This is a genomic window from Nostoc sp. CCY 9925 (assembly GCF_963920935.1).
In the GTDB taxonomy this organism is placed as follows: Bacteria; Cyanobacteriota; Cyanobacteriia; order Cyanobacteriales; family Nostocaceae; genus Nostoc.
This window is the reverse complement of record NZ_CAWUDO010000022.1, coordinates 82,439-98,530: the sequence shown is the minus strand read 5'-3', so window position 1 is coordinate 98,530 and position 16,092 is coordinate 82,439. Positions and strand designations below refer to the sequence as shown.

The window sequence follows — 16,092 nt, the reverse complement described above, 5'->3', positions numbered from 1 at the left end:
TTGATTCCTCCTTTCTTTCCTGTCTTGACAGCAGGCATCATAAATGGAATATCTATTGGTATTAATACAGAAAACATTAATAAACTGTTAACCATTTAATTTGCACATTGAGACCGCAGAGGGGCAGGGAGCAGGGAGCAAGGGAGAGGGTTTGCAGGTTTTATTTACAATGAAAATGGTGCAACTTGTAGGCGCAACAGCTTAAGATGATGCAGGGAGATTTTAATAATTAAGTGATTAGCTGGATTTGATATGAAATATCTCCGCATTCCCTTTCTTTGCTTTGCGTCTCTTTCATAAAAAAGGCATTGCACTCTAACCTCACCACCCCAGTTGCTCAATAATCTGCTCGCCAAGCTGCAAGACATTGAACGGCTTCAGGATCACTCCAGCAAAGTCAGAGGGGTCAAATCCCAGCGAATCGTCTGACGGGTCTGTGGCGGTAAACAAGATAACCGGAATCGACTGCGTAGTCGGATTAGTTTTCAAAGATTGCAGCATAGTCAGTCTATCTTCACCATACAGGCTCAGATCTAGCAAAATCACGTCTGGTTGCTGCGTTTCTGCCTGCATCAGTCCTGCCTGTGCAGACTCAGCTGTGAGGATTTTCCAGCTTTTGAGGCGTTCTAGCGTGAACTTGACAATGCTGCACAGGTCAGGTTCGTCGTCAATCACCAGGATGCATCGATTTGTATAAGAGGACATAATACCAATTCGTTATTCGTAATGAAGGGGCGTTAGATTTAATCTGGTTTCATGCGATCCAACTTCTCTCTAAATTGATTGATGGAAAATAACAAAGTACGTTCGCGTAGCATTGCCGCTAGCATCATTATTTGAATTAATCCTTTGAGAGCTAATTTGTAAACTAAAGTAAACTACTTGTCTAGTAAGGGTTTTAGGCATTTAAATTAATAAAGCGCTTATTCGCTGAAACTCAGACCTAGTAATGAGTTAAGTACTCTTAAGATTTTCTTGACGAATCAGATCTAAGGGATGAAGTATCAATTACTAATTAGGAATTTCCAAGAAATAAATGATCCAATTTATTCATAATTCTATTTTTCTTACTCCCCCTGCTCCCCTGATAACACAGTGATTAGTTATTTTTTTATTTGGAAGTCCCTTATTTTAAATCCCTACCAGGAATTGAAATTTAAAATTCGCTGAATCAAATCGGCTTCTACGATTGGTTTTAAGATATAGTCATCTGCCCCCGCTGCTAGGGCCCGGTACAGGGTATCAGCATCGGCATGAGCCGATAACAACAACACAGGTAGCCGACTCCAACGCGGATCGCTCTTGACTACCTGGCATAGTTCAATGCCGCTAAACCCCGGCATAGCGACATCCAGCAATAGCAGATCGGGAGTGGTGGCTTCCAAGTATTGCCAAAACTGGCTTGAATCTGCCAAGGTTGTGACCTGAAAGCCCCACGGTTGCAGTTGGGCTTCTAACATGGACAACAATGCCGGATCGTCATCCACAATGAGCAGTCTGGCATTGATAGTGTCAATCCGGTGGAGGAGTTGGCTGACGGCTTGAAACACTTCGGTAGGCGTGGCAGGCTTTTGCAAAAAGGCGTTGGCTCCTAAACGGGTGACTTCCACGCGCTTGGTTAAATCGCCAAGTCCTGTCAGCACCAGCACAGGAATAGTGGGAAATTGGTGCTTCAACTGTGCCAGTAGGGTCAAGCCGCTTTCGGTGGTATTGGGAAAGATAAGATCCAATATGATGGCATCGGGCGTGAGGTACTGAAGGCGTTGGCGGGCGAGGGTAAGGTCAGTGACGGTTTCCAGGTGAATGCTCCAGTTTGAGGCATTTGCCTGCATTCGCTCAATCAAGTCAGTATCATCATCAATCAACAAAACCAGGCGATCGCTAGACTTCAGTACTGGAGTGGGCGATGTTGTCGCAAAAGTGGGCAACTGCTGGATAACTTGCCTCAGTTGCCCAAGCAGCGATTTTAGTTGAACCGCTTCCTCTGATTGCACAGCAGCCGTTGGTGTTTTCAAGGTGCGTTCGATCTGGCGGGCAAGTTCTGCTGCTTGCGGCATACCAAATGCCCCCAAGGAGCCAATCAGCCGATGGGCGATGGTCTGGGCGAACTGCCGTAGGTCAAGGGTGAGAGTATTAGTAGAGAGGTGGGCGATCGCCTCCTCCAGCTTTCCTAGTTGCCCCTGCAATCGCTCCTGAGAATCCTGCCACATCTGCTGAATTGCCGCCACTGCCTCCGCCTTTGCATCATATCGATTTGCATTCAGCAGGTAGGATGAGGAAAACGCAGAGATGGGGAGATGCGGTGAAGCAGCACCTTGGACTGAGCCGCTTTGCGATGAGGAAGTCGGAGTCTTGGATGCCACATTCTCGACTTGCAAAGACCCCATCGCCCTTGGCTTCTCCCCTTGGGAGAAGACCGGAGTAGCTCCGGTTCCCGTCGAGTCCGTTAGCGCAGCGTTAGCGACTTTAGGAGCATCACTTCCAAACCCGGAGGGCAAAGACTTGTGGCGACTGGCGAAGGGTAACGCGGAGACCCTATCAAATATATTCCCTGTTTCCTCGCGTCCCCGCACCTCTGTGTTCTTGCGTCTTTGCGTCTTTGCGTCCTCCGGACCCTGCTCCGGCTTTTCTGGCACAGATTTCAGCCGATACCCCAGCCCATACAATGTTTCAATCGGATCGGAATTTAGCCCAGCCATCTGGAGTTTGCGCCGCAACCCGCGAATTTGAGTTGTTATAGCTTCTTCACCGGGACATTCATCAATCGAACAGATGCGATCGAGCAGAGTCCTTCGGTCAAAAATCCGCCGCGGATGTCGCAAAAATAGCTCCAGCAGTTTGTATTCTTTAGGCGTGAGATGTAAGCCTTTGCCTTGACACATGACTTCGCAATTATTCGGATCGAGCTGCAACTGACCCCAGCAGAGTACTTTGGTTAATACTGTGCTGCCTCGTCGCAGTAATGCCCGAATCCGAGCTAGCAGTTCTGATAGCTCGTAGGGTTTAGTAATATAGTCATCTGCTCCTGCCTCAAAGCCCGCTATTCTATCTGCCGGATCAACCTTCCCTGTGAGCAGCAAAATAGGTTCTTGCTGATTCTGTGTCCTTAGTTGGTGACACAGACGAATTCCATTCTCATCGGGTAGCATAACATCTAGCACGATCAGGTCATACTCTGTTGCCTCAGCTAACTCTAGTGCCGATCGACTATCACTAGCGGTATCAACTGTAAACTGCTGTGTTACCAAAAAAGTGGTGAGAGCAGCCGCCGTATCTTGATCATTCTCAACGATAAGCAGTTTCATAAAACCTATTTTTCAGGCAATTGAGCCAAGTATTTCAAAGGCAACCCTAAGCAAGCAAGTTATGTTTTAGAGAATGGTTTTCAGTAATTTCTCTCGCGCAGTTTCATCTTTGAGACGGGCAAAGAATTCTCAAACTTACCTAATTAGGTAACAAGCATTTTAGTGAATAAAGCTTTACAAACCAAACTCTGGCTTCAATTGTGTAACCCAAGCTTTGATTCTTTCCTCTGTTAAATCGGATTGATTATCTTCATCAAGGGCAAGACCTACAAATTTACCATCACGAACAGCTTTAGACTCACTGAATTCATAACCTTCTGTGGGCCAATAGCCAACTGTTTCACCACCATTTTCTGAAATTTTTTCCTCTAGAATACCGAGGGCATCTTGAAATGTATCAGGATAACCAACCTGGTCTCCAGGACCAAAATAAGCAACTTTTTTGCCGATGAAGTCAATGTTATCTAACTCATCATAAAAATTTTCCCAATCACTTTGCAATTCTCCAACATTCCAAGTAGGACAACCAACAACGATATAATCGTAGTTATTGAAATCACTTGGTTCAGCTTGTGAAATATCATATAAAGTTACAACACTATCACCACCAAACTCCTTCTGAATTATTTCTGATTCAGTTTGGGTATTGCCTGTTTGAGTACCAAAAAATAAACCAATATTAGACATTTTTACTCCTTTTATGTATTTGCAAAATTATTTCAATTAAAATATTTAGTAATAATTAATTATTAGCTAGCTAATAATTAAATTTTTATTACAATCATTGTAAAAGGCATTGAAAAAGTAAATAATAATTTTTATTTTACGTTACTTTAAAAATATTTACTTACCATATACTTAAAATTTATAGTGATGTAATATACTCTAATTCCCGTTTTACTTATAAATACCATCTCAGCTTAATGTAACGAATTTTTCTGTTTATCTTTAAATACAAAAAATTCAACAAAACTACAGAAAATTAATCTTAATAACACAAAACAAGTATCAATCTGTAATACAACTAAGCTTAAATAAATTAATAGAAAGGTTTGGATTCAGGACAAGTTGAACAAATGCCAATCGCCAAATTAGTGATGAGTGAGGAGGAGCAGGGGCTAGTAAGTCAAAAGGTAAAAGTAAAAAGAAAAGAATTAAGAATTAAGAATTAAATTTCAAGACTTCATCAGTTCTCTTTTGCCTTTTGCCCTTCGGGTGACGCTCCTAACGTCGCTAACGCTGACGCTAACGCCACTTGCTTTATGCAGGTGCTCCCGTCCACCGCAGTGGCTCACCTTTTTACTTTTGACTTCATCTTGGGGAGTAGGAGAAGCAGAGGGAGCAAAGAGAAAGTTTTAGTAATTTTTACTACCTGAATAGCCCTGAATACACTTGTTTCTTTCTCTCTCTCCCACTCTCCGTGTCTTTTCTCCTGCCTTATGGTTTGAGTACAACTTTGATACAGTTTTCCTTCTTGTCTTTGAAAATTTCGTAACCTCGGGGTGCTTCATCTAACGGTAGACGATGGGTGATCACGAAAGATGGATCGATCCTGCCATTTTGGATGTGATCGAGTAACGTGTTTAAGTACTTATGAACGTGCGTTTGTCCCATTTTGAATACTAAGGCTTTGTTCATGGCAGCACCCATAGGTATTTTGTCTACAACGCCGACATAAACACCAGGAATTGACACGTGACCGCCTTTGCGACAGTCAATCATCACTTGCCGCAGCACATGGGGGCGGTCTGTTTCCAGACGCACTGCTTGCTTTACTTCGTCGTATACTCCTTCTAGACCCGTACCGTGTGCTTCCAACCCCACAGCATCAATGCAAGCATCTGGGCCGCGTCCACCTGTCATTTCTTTGAGGGCTTCACTAACATTTACTTCCTCATAGTTAAGGATTTCTGCCTTGCCTTGATCTTTAGCCATCTGTAGGCGTTCGGGAATTCGATCAATAGCGATGACTCGTTCAGCACCAAGTAAATAAGCACTTCTTATTGTGAATTGTGCGACTGGGCCACACCCCCAGACTGCGACAATATCACCGGGCTGAATATTACAGTTATCTGCCGCCATATATCCGGTGGGGAAGATATCTGTTAGAAACACTACTTGTTCGTCTGTTAGTCCATCAGGAATCTTAAACAAACCAGTATCGGCAAAAGGAACGCGGGCATATTCAGCTTGACCACCAGCATAGCCACCTAGCATATGAGAGTAGCCAAAAATACCAGAGGGTGAATAACCCATGAATTTTTCTGCTAACCAAGCGTTTGGGTTAGAGTTATCGCACAATGACCAGAAGTCATGTTGACAGTACCAGCAGTTACCACAGCCGATAGGGAATGGTACAACCACGCGATCGCCTATATTTAAATTTTTGACGGCACTGCCTATTTCAACGACTTCCCCCATCATTTCATGACCCAGGATATCGCCCTTTTCCATTGTGGGGACGTAGCCGTTATAAAGGTGTAAATCAGAACCGCAAATTGCTGTTGTTGTGATTTTAATAACAGCATCACGCGGATTAATGATTTTTGGATCGGGTACTGTTTCTACCCGTACATCGTTGGCACCGTTCCAGCAAACTGCTTTCATAGCCATTAGTCCTTTGTCGGTATTTACTTGTCAGTTGTCAGTGGTTTCCTTGTCTCCTCTGCTCCCCTGCTCTTGTGAGTCCCCAACTCAAGGCTGTAACCTAACTTTTATGCAGTGGTCTTTTCTTTGGTTGAATAGCTCGAAGCCATGCTTGGCTTCTGTTAGGGGTAAGTGATGCGCGAACACAGCAGATGGATCGACTTCGCCCTTCAATACGCGATCGCCTTTTTTCAATTTCTTGACTTCATTGCCAATATCAACGATTTCTCCCATAAACTCGTGACCAATAATGTCACCCGGTTCCATCGTCGGGATGTAGCCATTGTAGATATGCAAGTCAGAACCGCAGATGGTTGCTGATGTAACTTTGAGGATGGCATCGCGGGGGTTAATTATTTTTGGGTCTGGCACTGTTTCCACCCGCACATCGTTAGTGCCGTACCAACAAACAGCTTTCATAGCAATATTTATTAACCTCGCGGTTGACCTTCTGTTGTGGCAATCTCGCCTGCTTCCATCAGCATTCTGAAGCGGCGTAAATCTTCTTTAATTTCCAGTTCTGGGTCTTCGCCAAATAATTTAGCGATGTCTATGACGGGCTTCTCTACGAGACGCTCCGCGAACGCCAACGCAGCCCCAATTTCACCCCCAGGCGGGGTAAATTCTCGGATTGCTTTTACCTCAGTGCCACGATCCCCAGGTGCTGGCTTGAAGTGGACGCGACCAGAGGTTTCAATTGCTGCGCCTTCAACCGAAGTCCAGGCAATCAATTCGTTTTCTCGGTCTTCGGTAATGACTACATCCCACTCAACACTTTCATTTAAAAATCCTTTGCTAATCCAGTGCGATCGCGTAGCGTGTCCGGAGGACTCTCGCTTTTCGTCGTGTACCCTCACCTCTTTGAGATACTTGATGAACCGTGGCAAGTTATCAAAGTTACGCCAAAAGCGATAAAGTTCCTCTACTGGTTTGTTAATGGTTAAAGTCTTTTCAACTTTGACCCGTTGGTTCATGACCGTACTCATGACCATTGCCTCTTGTGCTTGCTATATGTCTTTTAATTATCAAAGTTGGGACAAATTGATTTGTTCTAACTCTTCTATTGCTTAGAGTTATAGTTAAAAAAAAATTACTTATATTCTTTCAATAGTCTTAGGTTTTCAATAAATTGATACAACAAAAGTAGTAATTGGCAGTTCTTAAGGGGGGACGAAATACCCTGAAATGGATATAGGGCAATCAGTGTAGCAACTTATGGTAAAACAAAAATAGCATTCATTCGCAATAAGCTCTATTTAATGATAATATTACCTGAGTTCTATGAAACACACCTCAAGCGAGAATTGGGACGCACCGAATATTTATTACTAAAACTCCTGATTAATTTATTACAATCTATTAAAACTGTCAGCATAGAATCATTGGCTACTGCTTTACCTTTGCCAATACTCTTTGAAAGTAGAAGGAAGAGAATTCAGCGATTTTTATCTTTAAACTACATCAATATTGAAGAAATTTGGTTTCCAATTATTAGGAGCTAGCTAGAAATAAATTTTTCCTTCACCGAAGTTGTTTATGTGGTTATAGATCGAACTAATTAGGGACGTATTAATCTGTTAATTATTAGTGTAGTTTGGGATAAAAGGTCTATTCCAATATATTTTGAGTTACTAGGTAAGTTAAGTTCAAGCAATTTTGACGAGCAAAAAGCTGTTTTTAACAAAGCTCTACCCCTAGGGGAAACGCATCTTATTTCCTAATAAAAACTAAGAAAAATTTCAAAATAACATAGATAATTGTAACAATTCAGGGAATGATAAATAAAATAAATGAAGAATTTCTGATAAATATGAGTTAGCTTATCTGAAGTTGAATGATTATATATTAATACTAAAACGACTCAAGATTCGAGTTTATAAAAGTATGTTTATCTAGAGAATAAGTGCGATTTTTTCTAAATTAAATATTTAAATTCAATTTCTGATATATTAGTTTATGTTAATGCTAAAACTCTTGATAAATAATTGTTATCCAACCCAGCGAGAAACTGTTTATTTTTTATTCCGCGTTTGACACACTTCTCTTGACCTAAAAGATTGACTGCAATATGTCTGAGAATTGCAAAATTCTGTGGGGCATTATCTTTTCTAATCCGACAGTCATCTTCCCTCAAGGCAGGGCGGCCGCATCATGTCAACAAGCAAAGTCTATTCTCAATAGAACTAAAATTAATGTCATTAACTCTTGCTTATTGCGAAAATTTTAGGCGATCGCTTTGGGGCTTAAAAAATAATCAAGCGCGAAATCCTGATTTTTTCGTTGGTTTTTAACCTTCGTTGTGATCAAGAGTAATTTAGATGCGTTTGCCCTGCCTAATAACTTGAAAAGCGAATTAATCATTTTCTGAATTTGTAGTAATTCAGATGTTAAAATTACCTCCGTTTTGTTTTTGTTCTTACTCCCTTTTGGTCGCCCACACCCACGTTTGATTTTAGGCTTTACTTCTGGGGCTGGTAATGAGCTTTTTTTCTCTAAATCATTTTTTATTACCTGTTCTATTTGAATCGGAAACGAGTGCTTTTGTTCGACACTTATTAACGATAATGTAAAAAAAATAACCCTAATATAGGTTTGCTGGCAAGGCTAGAAAAAAATCTGTCCAGTCCATAAGTTTGTTTCCCTGATTTGCTTATTACAACTTCATCTCCTGCCAGTAAACATATCTCATTCGCACGAAATAAATGCTTGCGAAAAAACAGCCAAAACAACGTCGCCCAAGGTATCACTGTATGGAAGAACCTCAACATCGTCCGATAACTACCACCAACGCCTGCCCAACGGGAAATTCCCAACATCGTTACTCGGCCGCTCATCGATAACATCGCCAGGATTATTTGATTAAATTGCCGCATTGTTGTCGCATTTATCTGCGGTAGCAGGCATTGTAACAATGATAAAATATCGGGTATGGGCTGCTTGTAGCTTTTGAGTTGTCGTTTTGAGAGACAATAACTCTACTACGAAACGCCCTACCTCTTCATGCTCTTATTTTGGCAACGGTATTGTGATAAGAAAGCAGATTATGTCCTGGCGCTGAAAGCTAATCATCCCACTCTCTGTTCTCAGGTAAGAGAATGGTTTGAAACTTCTGTTGCCAAGAATTTTCAAGGGATTGATGTCAGTTATGACAAACGGATTGAGAAAGGACACCACCGCACCGAAATTCGTGAGGTTTGGACTGTTCCTGTGACTGCGATTGGTGAGCTTTATCAACCTAAATTATGGGTAGGACTCCAAAGTGTGGTTATGGTCGTCCGTGTGCGTCATCTTTGGAATAAAACTACCCGTGAGGTTCAATTTTATCTCTCCTCTTTAAATAGTGATGCTCAACTTATTGGTCGGGCTATCCGAAAACATTGGGGCATTGAAAACGAGGCTCATTGGACACTTGATTGTACTTTTTCCGAGGATGCTTGTCGCATTCGTTCTTTCCATAGTCCTCAGAACTTCTCTATTTTAAGACGTATTGCTCTTAATGCTCTCAACCGTGAACATTCCTACAAACGTAGTCTCCGTCAAAAAATGAAACGCACGGCTATGGATAACAATTATATGATTCAAGTTCTTAGTTCTTGTTTCATTACCAATACATTAGATTCTTCTGATTCCTTGTGTCAAGCCTGATTGAGATGCTCTTACCCTGCCCCTTTTTCGCGCTCAATTGCTCTAAATCCCATACCGTTTACATACGATCGCAAACAGCTTTCCTTGACTTCATCTGGATATCCTTTTGGTGGATTGTAGACATCTATAAAATTGGCGACCACAACTTACACAGATGTGATTCTGTTTACCTCGACGTTTACCGTTTTTTCGTATCTCCGTAGATTCACAGTATGGACAATGCACAGTAGTACACCTCAATTCCTCCCTATATTATGCAACGCCAAATTTTCTACCTCTTGGATTATAAGTATAGTAAGTTGATTAACTGGATATAGAAACCTATACTAAATGTAACACCAGTTTTCTGTTTAAAAGTTATTAAATATTCTCAATAAAACTCCATAAAGTATCATAAATACACTGTCTTGGGTTCAAACCAGACTTATTAGTACAAAAAGTCCAAGCTGAAAATAAAAAAAAACTTATTTATTAAGCTTTTTGTCTATTTTTTAAGATACTAACTTATTTGCGATAGATTAACAAAAATTCAAGTTAATTTGCAAATATCCCATTTTATAGTTACAGCTTTGAGATGAATTCAGCAATGTTAAGCTCAAATATTCAACCGATAAAATTCCGATTTCCCGGTTAATCAGTCAGAAGCAAAGTCAAGCGATCAATTGATCTAAAACACCCAGTTCTTAAAACCGAAAACAAGAGAAATTTACTATGGCTATCTCTCCTACCTATCCCGGTGTTTATATAGAAGAAATTCCTAGTGGTGTACGCACTATTACAGGAGTCGCAACCTCAATAACTGCTTTCGTTGGTTATACCTTACGGGGTCCTGTGAGTAAAGCACTGCGTGTATTAAATTTTGGCGATTATGAACGCAAATTCGGCGGATTAGATCGCGATAGCGAAATTGGCTACGCACTACAACAGTTTTTTTTGAATGGTGGAACTGATGCCTACGTAGTACGCGTTGCTCAGGGTTCAAGCCCCGCAGAGGTAACTCTCAAAGATATATCGAATAATGCAGTTTTGAAAGTGGCTGCAATAGATCCTGGAGTTTGGGGAAACTATATACGTTTGGATATAGATTACGCCACTAGTAACCCCGATAGTACGTTTAATCTTGCTGTTACTCGCTATGAAGTACGGGGTGGAACACTAGCTGTTGTAGAAAAAGAACAGCATCGCAATCTTAGTATAAATCACTACTCCCCAACTTATGCGCTGAGTGTTGTCAATAATGCCTCGAATCTCATCAGACTGAGTATTAGCGTCTCAGGATTTACACAAGAAGGTTACAGTCTCAGCGGTAAATTAGACACTATACCAATTTTAAATTCACAAGACACCGCAATCAACGGCATTTTAGATGGAAATACTCCATTTACATTGCTTTTGGCTAACCCACTGGCAATTAACACCGCAAGTGACAAATTGCAAGCATTGGTAAGTCAAATTACTTCAGCAATTTCTGGAGCAGGATTATCATCCCGCTTGACAATAGGAAGATTTGATGATTTAGGTATTACCGCTCTTGCTACGGGTGATTACCTGAAACTCTCCTCCCTCGAAACTGATCAGGTTTCCTCTGTACAGGTAATTACAGCATCAAGTAATGATGTAACTGCCAAACTCAAGTTAGGTTTAAATAACGGTGGGCGTGAAAAGGAAGGAGCTAGTTTTTATCGCCCAGCCCAAACTGGTACAGTCAGTCGGGATCTGGCTGACCTTTCCGGAGCAATCAGCGGACAAGTGCAGATAGCCGTCACAGATACTCTAACAAGTACACCTATCTTGGCAGCAACCCCTATTGGTTCTCTTTCAATTACTGTTGACCCAGATATCCGCGTTACCCTACAACAGTTACGGAATACCCTGGAAGGGTGGATTCGGGCTGTAAACTCCCCAGCTACAAAAGAAGCTATAGTACAAATCATTGGCACATCCCTACGAATTGTGCCAAGTGCCAGTACACCAAATGCATTGATTGAATTCACTGACACTGGTGCCACAGCTATCCACCTAACAACATCTACTGGTGCGTTTGAGAATGTAGAGCAATACAGTTTAGGCAGTGGTGCAACTGGGGCACAAACTAGTCCAGTTGCCGGTGCAGACGGAACTCCACCCACTAGTAGTGCAACTATTATTGGCAACTACGACCAGAAGCTGGGGATTTACGCACTCAGGGACGTAGACCTGTTCAACCTGTTAGTAATACCGGGTACTACTAAATTGGGTGATACCGAAGCTAAAAATATCATGGCAACAGCTGTTGTTTTCTGTCAGGAACGTCGAGCATTTTACTTAATTGACCCCCGTCCTGATAAGTCTTACTCAAGTATTAGTGATTGGGTAAGCGGACTTGGCTTGAATAACAGTTATGCTGCTGTCTTTTTCCCCCAAATTCTCGCACCCGATCCCTTAGATGGCTTCCGTCTGCGTAGTATGCCTGCATCTGGAGCGATCGCTGGTGTTTTTGCACGCACCGACAGTCAACGGGGAGTTTGGAAAGCACCTGCTGGTACAGAGGCTGCCCTCAACGGAGTTCAAGGATTGTCTTACAACTTAACTGACCCAGAAAACGGTACTCTCAACCCATTGGGAATTAATTGTCTGCGTAGTTTTCCTATTTATGGGAATGTAGTCTGGGGTTCCCGTACTCTCCGGGGTGCTGATATCCAAGCAGATGAATATAAGTACATCGCAGTGCGTCGGACTGCCTTGTTTATCGAAGAAAGTCTTTATCGAGGATTGAAATGGGTGGTTTTTGAACCCAATGACGAGCCGTTGTGGGCACAAATCCGTTTGAATGCTGGCGCTTTTATGAATAATCTCTTTCGTCAGGGAGCATTTCAGGGTAAAACATCTCGTGAAGCTTATCTAGTGAAATGTGACAAAGAAACCACAACTCAAAATGATATTAATTTGGGAATTGTGAATATTCTGGTTGGTTTTGCTCCACTTAAGCCTGCTGAATTTGTCATTATCAGAATTCAACAGTTGGCTGGTCAAATAACTACTTAATGTCATTTGTTATTAGTTATTCTCCCGCCGCCCCTCCGCCCTATTCCCAAATCCCTTACATCAGGAGAAAATTATGGCTCAATTTAGTGTGAATGCCCAGCGTTTTGACCCGTATAAAAACTTTAAATTCCGGGTGAAGTGGGATGGGCGCTATGTAGCGGGAATTAGCAAAGTTGGCGCGCTCAAAAAAACGACAGAAGTAGTTAAACACCGGGAAGGAGGCGACCCCAGTTCTTCTAGGAAATCTCCTGGTCGTACCGAATATGAAGCAATTACGCTAGAACGGGGTGTTACTCATGACACCGAGTTTGAAAAGTGGGCAAATAAAGTTTGGAATTATGGCTCTGGTTTGGGTGCAGAAGTTTCCCTGAGGGACTTTCGCAAAGATATTATCTTGGAAGTTTATAACGAAGCTGGCCAGTTAGCGATCGCCTACAAAATCTTTCGGTGTTGGGTATCAGAATATCAAGCCCTACCTGATTTTGATGCCAATGCTAATGCGATCGCTATTCAAAACATTAAGTTGGAAAATGAAGGTTGGGAACGAGATTACGAAGTCCTCGAACCAACTGAACCCAGCTTTGTTGAACCACCAGTGTAATTTTGCCTGTTGACTTTCCTATGCGTGCTTTACCACCACAACAACTATTACAAGTCTGGGAGCAAGGACTAAACCAGCCACCCGTACAACAAGCATTGTTACTTTTGGCGGCTGCTTGTCCAGAAACATCAACGGAGTTACTAACACAACTCAGTATTGGTCAGCGAGATACTTATCTATTGACTTTGCGGGAATGGTTATTTGGCTCAGAGATAGTCAGTTTAGCTACCTGTCCCCAGTGTGGTGAAAGGCTGGAACTAATGTTTAATCTTGCAGATATAAGGGTGTCAACACATGCAGAAACAGTAGAAGTACTAATATTAAATGTTGCAAATTATCAGGTGCAGTTCCGTCTACCTAACAGTGGGGATTTAATCGCCATGCAGACAGTCAGCAGTTACCGCGATCGCCAAAATATCCAGGCAATGCGAAGATTTTTACTGGAACGCTGTCTGCTGAAAGTTGAAAGTCAAAGCCTAGAAGTATCCGTCAGCGATTTATCAACAGATTTACAGGATGCAGTGGTGGCAAAAATGGCAGAAGCCGATCCGCAAGCAGATGTCCAACTTGCCCTGTGCTGTCCGGCTTGTAACCATCAGTGGCAAGCTACTTTTGACATCGTAGCGTTTTTGTGGAGTGAGATTAATGCTTGGGCATATCGCACCCTACGAGAAGTACATACCCTCGCCAGCGCCTACGGTTGGCGCGAAGCTGATATTTTAGCCATGAGTCCGCAAAGAAGACAGTTTTATCTGGAGATGGTGGGCGTATGAGTGATTATCTGAGTAATTTAGCCGCTAGAAGTTTAAGCTTAACACCAGTTATTCAACCCCGATTAGCATCGTTATTTGAATCATATACCGCTGTCAGTGAAGAGTCGATTCCCTTTGTAGAAACAGAAGCGATCGCATCTCAGCAGCAAGAAGCAAACACAATTGTGGAAAAAAGCCCTCAAGTAGTTTCACCGAAAACGGAAGCAAAAAAATACAACGATATCCCCCAAAAAATAAAGACATCAATATCGAAAGAAGGGGAAAATGAAGAATTTATCACATCTTCATCCTCAATATCTAATAGCCAGTTCATCCCAGCCCCCCTTTTGGAAGCAAACAGTTCCGTAGAGTATCCAAAGCAATCCTTACTAAATCCCCAGGTAAATATTGTAAATAATCATACAAACCAAATTGCATCTGAAAATCCTGTTTTTTCACCCATTCCGCCCCTATCCCCACCGATTATCAAGGAGGTGATAAACCAGTCTGACAAACTTCCAGAAGCTCCATCCCAGCGTCAAAACATCACTGAAAGCAGACTAACTACTACCCAAAAAGCTACTTCCCCCACTCCCCACTCAGTAGAGACGCGATTAATCGCGTCTCTACCCACTCCCCATTCCCCACCCACCATTCGGGTGACTATTGGGCGCATTGATGTGCGAGCCGTCACACCACCAGCACCAAAGCAGATAACTAGGACACCAGCAGCCCCGAAATTATCCTTAGATGACTATCTGAAATCGTGCAAGGTCGGCAATCTATGAGTACTGCTCTCGCCATTGCAGCTGTCACCGCAGTTATTAAAGACCTGCTGAACAACGGTCTTCAGAACTTTGACTTAACCAGTTTGGGTAATCCCACAGTAACTGCACTACCTCCAGACAGAATAACTACAGGTACATCAGAAGCAAGTCAACTGAACTTGTTTTTATACCACGTTACGCCCAATCAAGGCTGGCGAAATGTGGGGTTACCTTCGCGGGATAGCAATGGTGATCGCACCAGTAACCCTCCCCTAGCCCTAAATCTCCACTATCTCCTGACTGCTTACGGTCAGCGAGACTTTTATTGTGAGATTTTATTGGGCTATGGGATGCAATTGCTGCATGAAATGCCCGTGTTAACCAGGGCAGCAATTCACAACGCTTTGAATCCATCAGTGCCAGTTTCCGACCCAGATTTGGCTGCAACCCTACAAATATTGGCAACGGCGGGACTAGAGGAGCAGATTGAGCAAATCAAAATTACTCCAGAATCCCTTGGTACAGAGGAAATGTCTAGACTATGGGCAACTTTTCAGCAAACTAACTATCGAGCAACAGCAGCATATCAGGCATCAGTGGTGTTGATTGAAAGCCGCCGTTCCACCAAGTCAGCGCTACCTGTCACAAGGGCGAATCTGCTAGTTTTGCCTTTCCAACAACCGCAAATTACAGATGTGTCACCCAATATAGTTACATCAGGAAATAATCTGATAATTCAGGGGCAAAACTTGCAGGCTGACACAGTAAGGGTAAAATTTGCGACTACACAGGTGAATCCGGGAAGTGTGAGCGATCGCTCTTTACAAGTTACAGTCCCTAATAGTTTGCCTGCTGGAGTAAATACAGTCCAAGTAGTTCATCCATTATATTTTGGGACTCCCGCTGACCCCCATCAAGGGTTTGAGTCGAATGCAGCAGCTTTTATTTTGCGTCCCACCATTGATAAAAACCCAGATACTACTAGTAAAATCGCCCTATCATCTATATTAAATGATTCTAAGGGTACATATAGAACTGTAACCATCGAGTTAACCCCGATTGTGGGAAAGTCCCAGCGCGTTACCTTATTGTTAAACGAGTGGACATCAGCAGCAAATCCACCTCCCGCCAAGAGTTACAGCTTTCAGGCAAATTCCAGAAATAGCGATACTAAATCCATCGAATTTGTGATTCGAGATGTTAACCCCGGAGATTATTTGGTTCGGGTGCAGGTAGATGGCGCAGAAAGCCTACCTGATGTAAATACAGACTCCAACAGCCCTAACTTCAATCGTTATACAGGTACACCGCGACTGGTAATTCCCACATGAACACAACAGTAAAGCAAGTAA

General features: G+C 42.4%; 10 protein-coding genes and 5 pseudogenes. 6 read left to right on the top strand and 9 right to left on the bottom strand.

Translation table 11 applies throughout. The annotated features are described in order from the left end of the window. Positions 1-321: 321 nt before the first annotated feature. The 8 genes and pseudogenes from ACM0OY_RS14345 to ACM0OY_RS14310 all read right to left on the bottom strand — a co-directional run. The gene (locus tag ACM0OY_RS14345) at positions 322-705 is read right to left on the bottom strand and encodes a response regulator (RefSeq protein ID WP_414569507.1); all 384 of its coding nucleotides are present in this window, start codon (positions 703-705) and stop codon (positions 322-324) included. A 434-nt stretch (positions 706-1,139) separates the two neighbouring features. Beyond that, entirely contained in the window at positions 1,140-3,305 is a 2,166-nt protein-coding gene (locus ACM0OY_RS14340) for a response regulator (RefSeq protein WP_414569506.1), read from the bottom strand. A 174-nt stretch (positions 3,306-3,479) separates the two neighbouring features. Next, a complete protein-coding gene (fldA, locus tag ACM0OY_RS14335; RefSeq protein ID WP_414569505.1) occupies positions 3,480-3,992 on the bottom strand; it encodes a flavodoxin FldA in 513 nt (170 codons plus the stop codon). 750 nt (positions 3,993-4,742) lie between these two features. Beyond that, complete coding sequence (locus tag ACM0OY_RS14330) at positions 4,743-5,912, bottom strand: zinc-dependent alcohol dehydrogenase (protein ID WP_414569504.1); 1,170 nt, start codon at positions 5,910-5,912, stop codon at positions 4,743-4,745. Positions 5,913-6,122: 210 nt separating this feature from the next. After that, positions 6,123-6,371: pseudogene (locus tag ACM0OY_RS14325) on the bottom strand (alcohol dehydrogenase catalytic domain-containing protein); the annotation flags it as partial. Between the two features lie 11 nt (positions 6,372-6,382). Then, complete coding sequence (locus ACM0OY_RS14320) at positions 6,383-6,937, bottom strand: SRPBCC family protein (RefSeq protein WP_414569503.1); 555 nt, start codon at positions 6,935-6,937, stop codon at positions 6,383-6,385. A gap of 968 nt (positions 6,938-7,905) precedes the next feature. After that, positions 7,906-8,088: pseudogene (locus ACM0OY_RS14315) on the bottom strand (transposase); the annotation flags it as partial. Positions 8,089-8,285: 197 nt separating this feature from the next. Continuing rightward, a pseudogene (locus tag ACM0OY_RS14310) lies at positions 8,286-8,881 on the bottom strand (transposase); the annotation flags it as partial. An 85-nt stretch (positions 8,882-8,966) separates the two neighbouring features. Here ACM0OY_RS14310 and ACM0OY_RS14305 point away from each other — a divergent pair. Further along, positions 8,967-9,596, top strand: a pseudogene (locus ACM0OY_RS14305) (ISAs1 family transposase); the annotation flags it as partial. Between the two features lie 20 nt (positions 9,597-9,616). On the opposite strand, the pseudogene ACM0OY_RS14300 reads toward ACM0OY_RS14305, so the two are convergent. Then, a pseudogene (locus ACM0OY_RS14300) lies at positions 9,617-9,821 on the bottom strand (IS1 family transposase); the annotation flags it as partial. Positions 9,822-10,307: 486 nt separating this feature from the next. Here ACM0OY_RS14300 and ACM0OY_RS14295 point away from each other — a divergent pair. From ACM0OY_RS14295 to ACM0OY_RS14275, 5 genes are all read left to right on the top strand, one after another. After that, positions 10,308-12,620, top strand: coding sequence for a phage tail sheath family protein (locus tag ACM0OY_RS14295; protein WP_414569502.1), 2,313 nt, complete (start codon positions 10,308-10,310; stop codon positions 12,618-12,620). A 73-nt stretch (positions 12,621-12,693) separates the two neighbouring features. Beyond that, positions 12,694-13,221, top strand: a complete 528-nt coding sequence (locus tag ACM0OY_RS14290; protein WP_414569501.1) for a phage tail protein — start codon at positions 12,694-12,696, stop codon at positions 13,219-13,221. A gap of 2 nt (positions 13,222-13,223) precedes the next feature. Next, entirely contained in the window at positions 13,224-13,994 is a 771-nt protein-coding gene (locus ACM0OY_RS14285; protein WP_414569500.1) for a phage baseplate protein, read from the top strand. Beyond that, entirely contained in the window at positions 13,991-14,761 is a 771-nt protein-coding gene (locus ACM0OY_RS14280) for a hypothetical protein (RefSeq protein ID WP_414569499.1), read from the top strand. The genes ACM0OY_RS14285 and ACM0OY_RS14280 overlap by 4 nt, the downstream gene beginning before the upstream one ends. Continuing rightward, positions 14,758-16,071, top strand: coding sequence for a DUF4255 domain-containing protein (locus ACM0OY_RS14275; RefSeq protein ID WP_414569498.1), 1,314 nt, complete (start codon positions 14,758-14,760; stop codon positions 16,069-16,071). The genes ACM0OY_RS14280 and ACM0OY_RS14275 overlap by 4 nt, the downstream gene beginning before the upstream one ends. Positions 16,072-16,092 lie beyond the last annotated feature (21 nt).

Excerpts from the sequence above, each read along its gene's own strand:
- ACM0OY_RS14345 (WP_414569507.1), bottom strand. The coding sequence starts at position 705 with ATGTCCTCTTATACAAATCGATGCATCCTGGTGATTGACGACGAACCT.
- ACM0OY_RS14340 (WP_414569506.1), bottom strand. The coding sequence starts at position 3,305 with ATGAAACTGCTTATCGTTGAGAATGATCAAGATACGGCGGCTGCTCTC.
- fldA (WP_414569505.1), bottom strand. The coding sequence starts at position 3,992 with ATGTCTAATATTGGTTTATTTTTTGGTACTCAAACAGGCAATACCCAA.
- ACM0OY_RS14330 (WP_414569504.1), bottom strand. The coding sequence starts at position 5,912 with ATGAAAGCAGTTTGCTGGAACGGTGCCAACGATGTACGGGTAGAAACA.
- ACM0OY_RS14320 (WP_414569503.1), bottom strand. The coding sequence starts at position 6,937 with ATGAGTACGGTCATGAACCAACGGGTCAAAGTTGAAAAGACTTTAACC.
- ACM0OY_RS14295 (WP_414569502.1), top strand. The coding sequence starts at position 10,308 with ATGGCTATCTCTCCTACCTATCCCGGTGTTTATATAGAAGAAATTCCT.
- ACM0OY_RS14290 (WP_414569501.1), top strand. The coding sequence starts at position 12,694 with ATGGCTCAATTTAGTGTGAATGCCCAGCGTTTTGACCCGTATAAAAAC.
- ACM0OY_RS14280 (WP_414569499.1), top strand. The coding sequence starts at position 13,991 with ATGAGTGATTATCTGAGTAATTTAGCCGCTAGAAGTTTAAGCTTAACA.
- ACM0OY_RS14275 (WP_414569498.1), top strand. The coding sequence starts at position 14,758 with ATGAGTACTGCTCTCGCCATTGCAGCTGTCACCGCAGTTATTAAAGAC.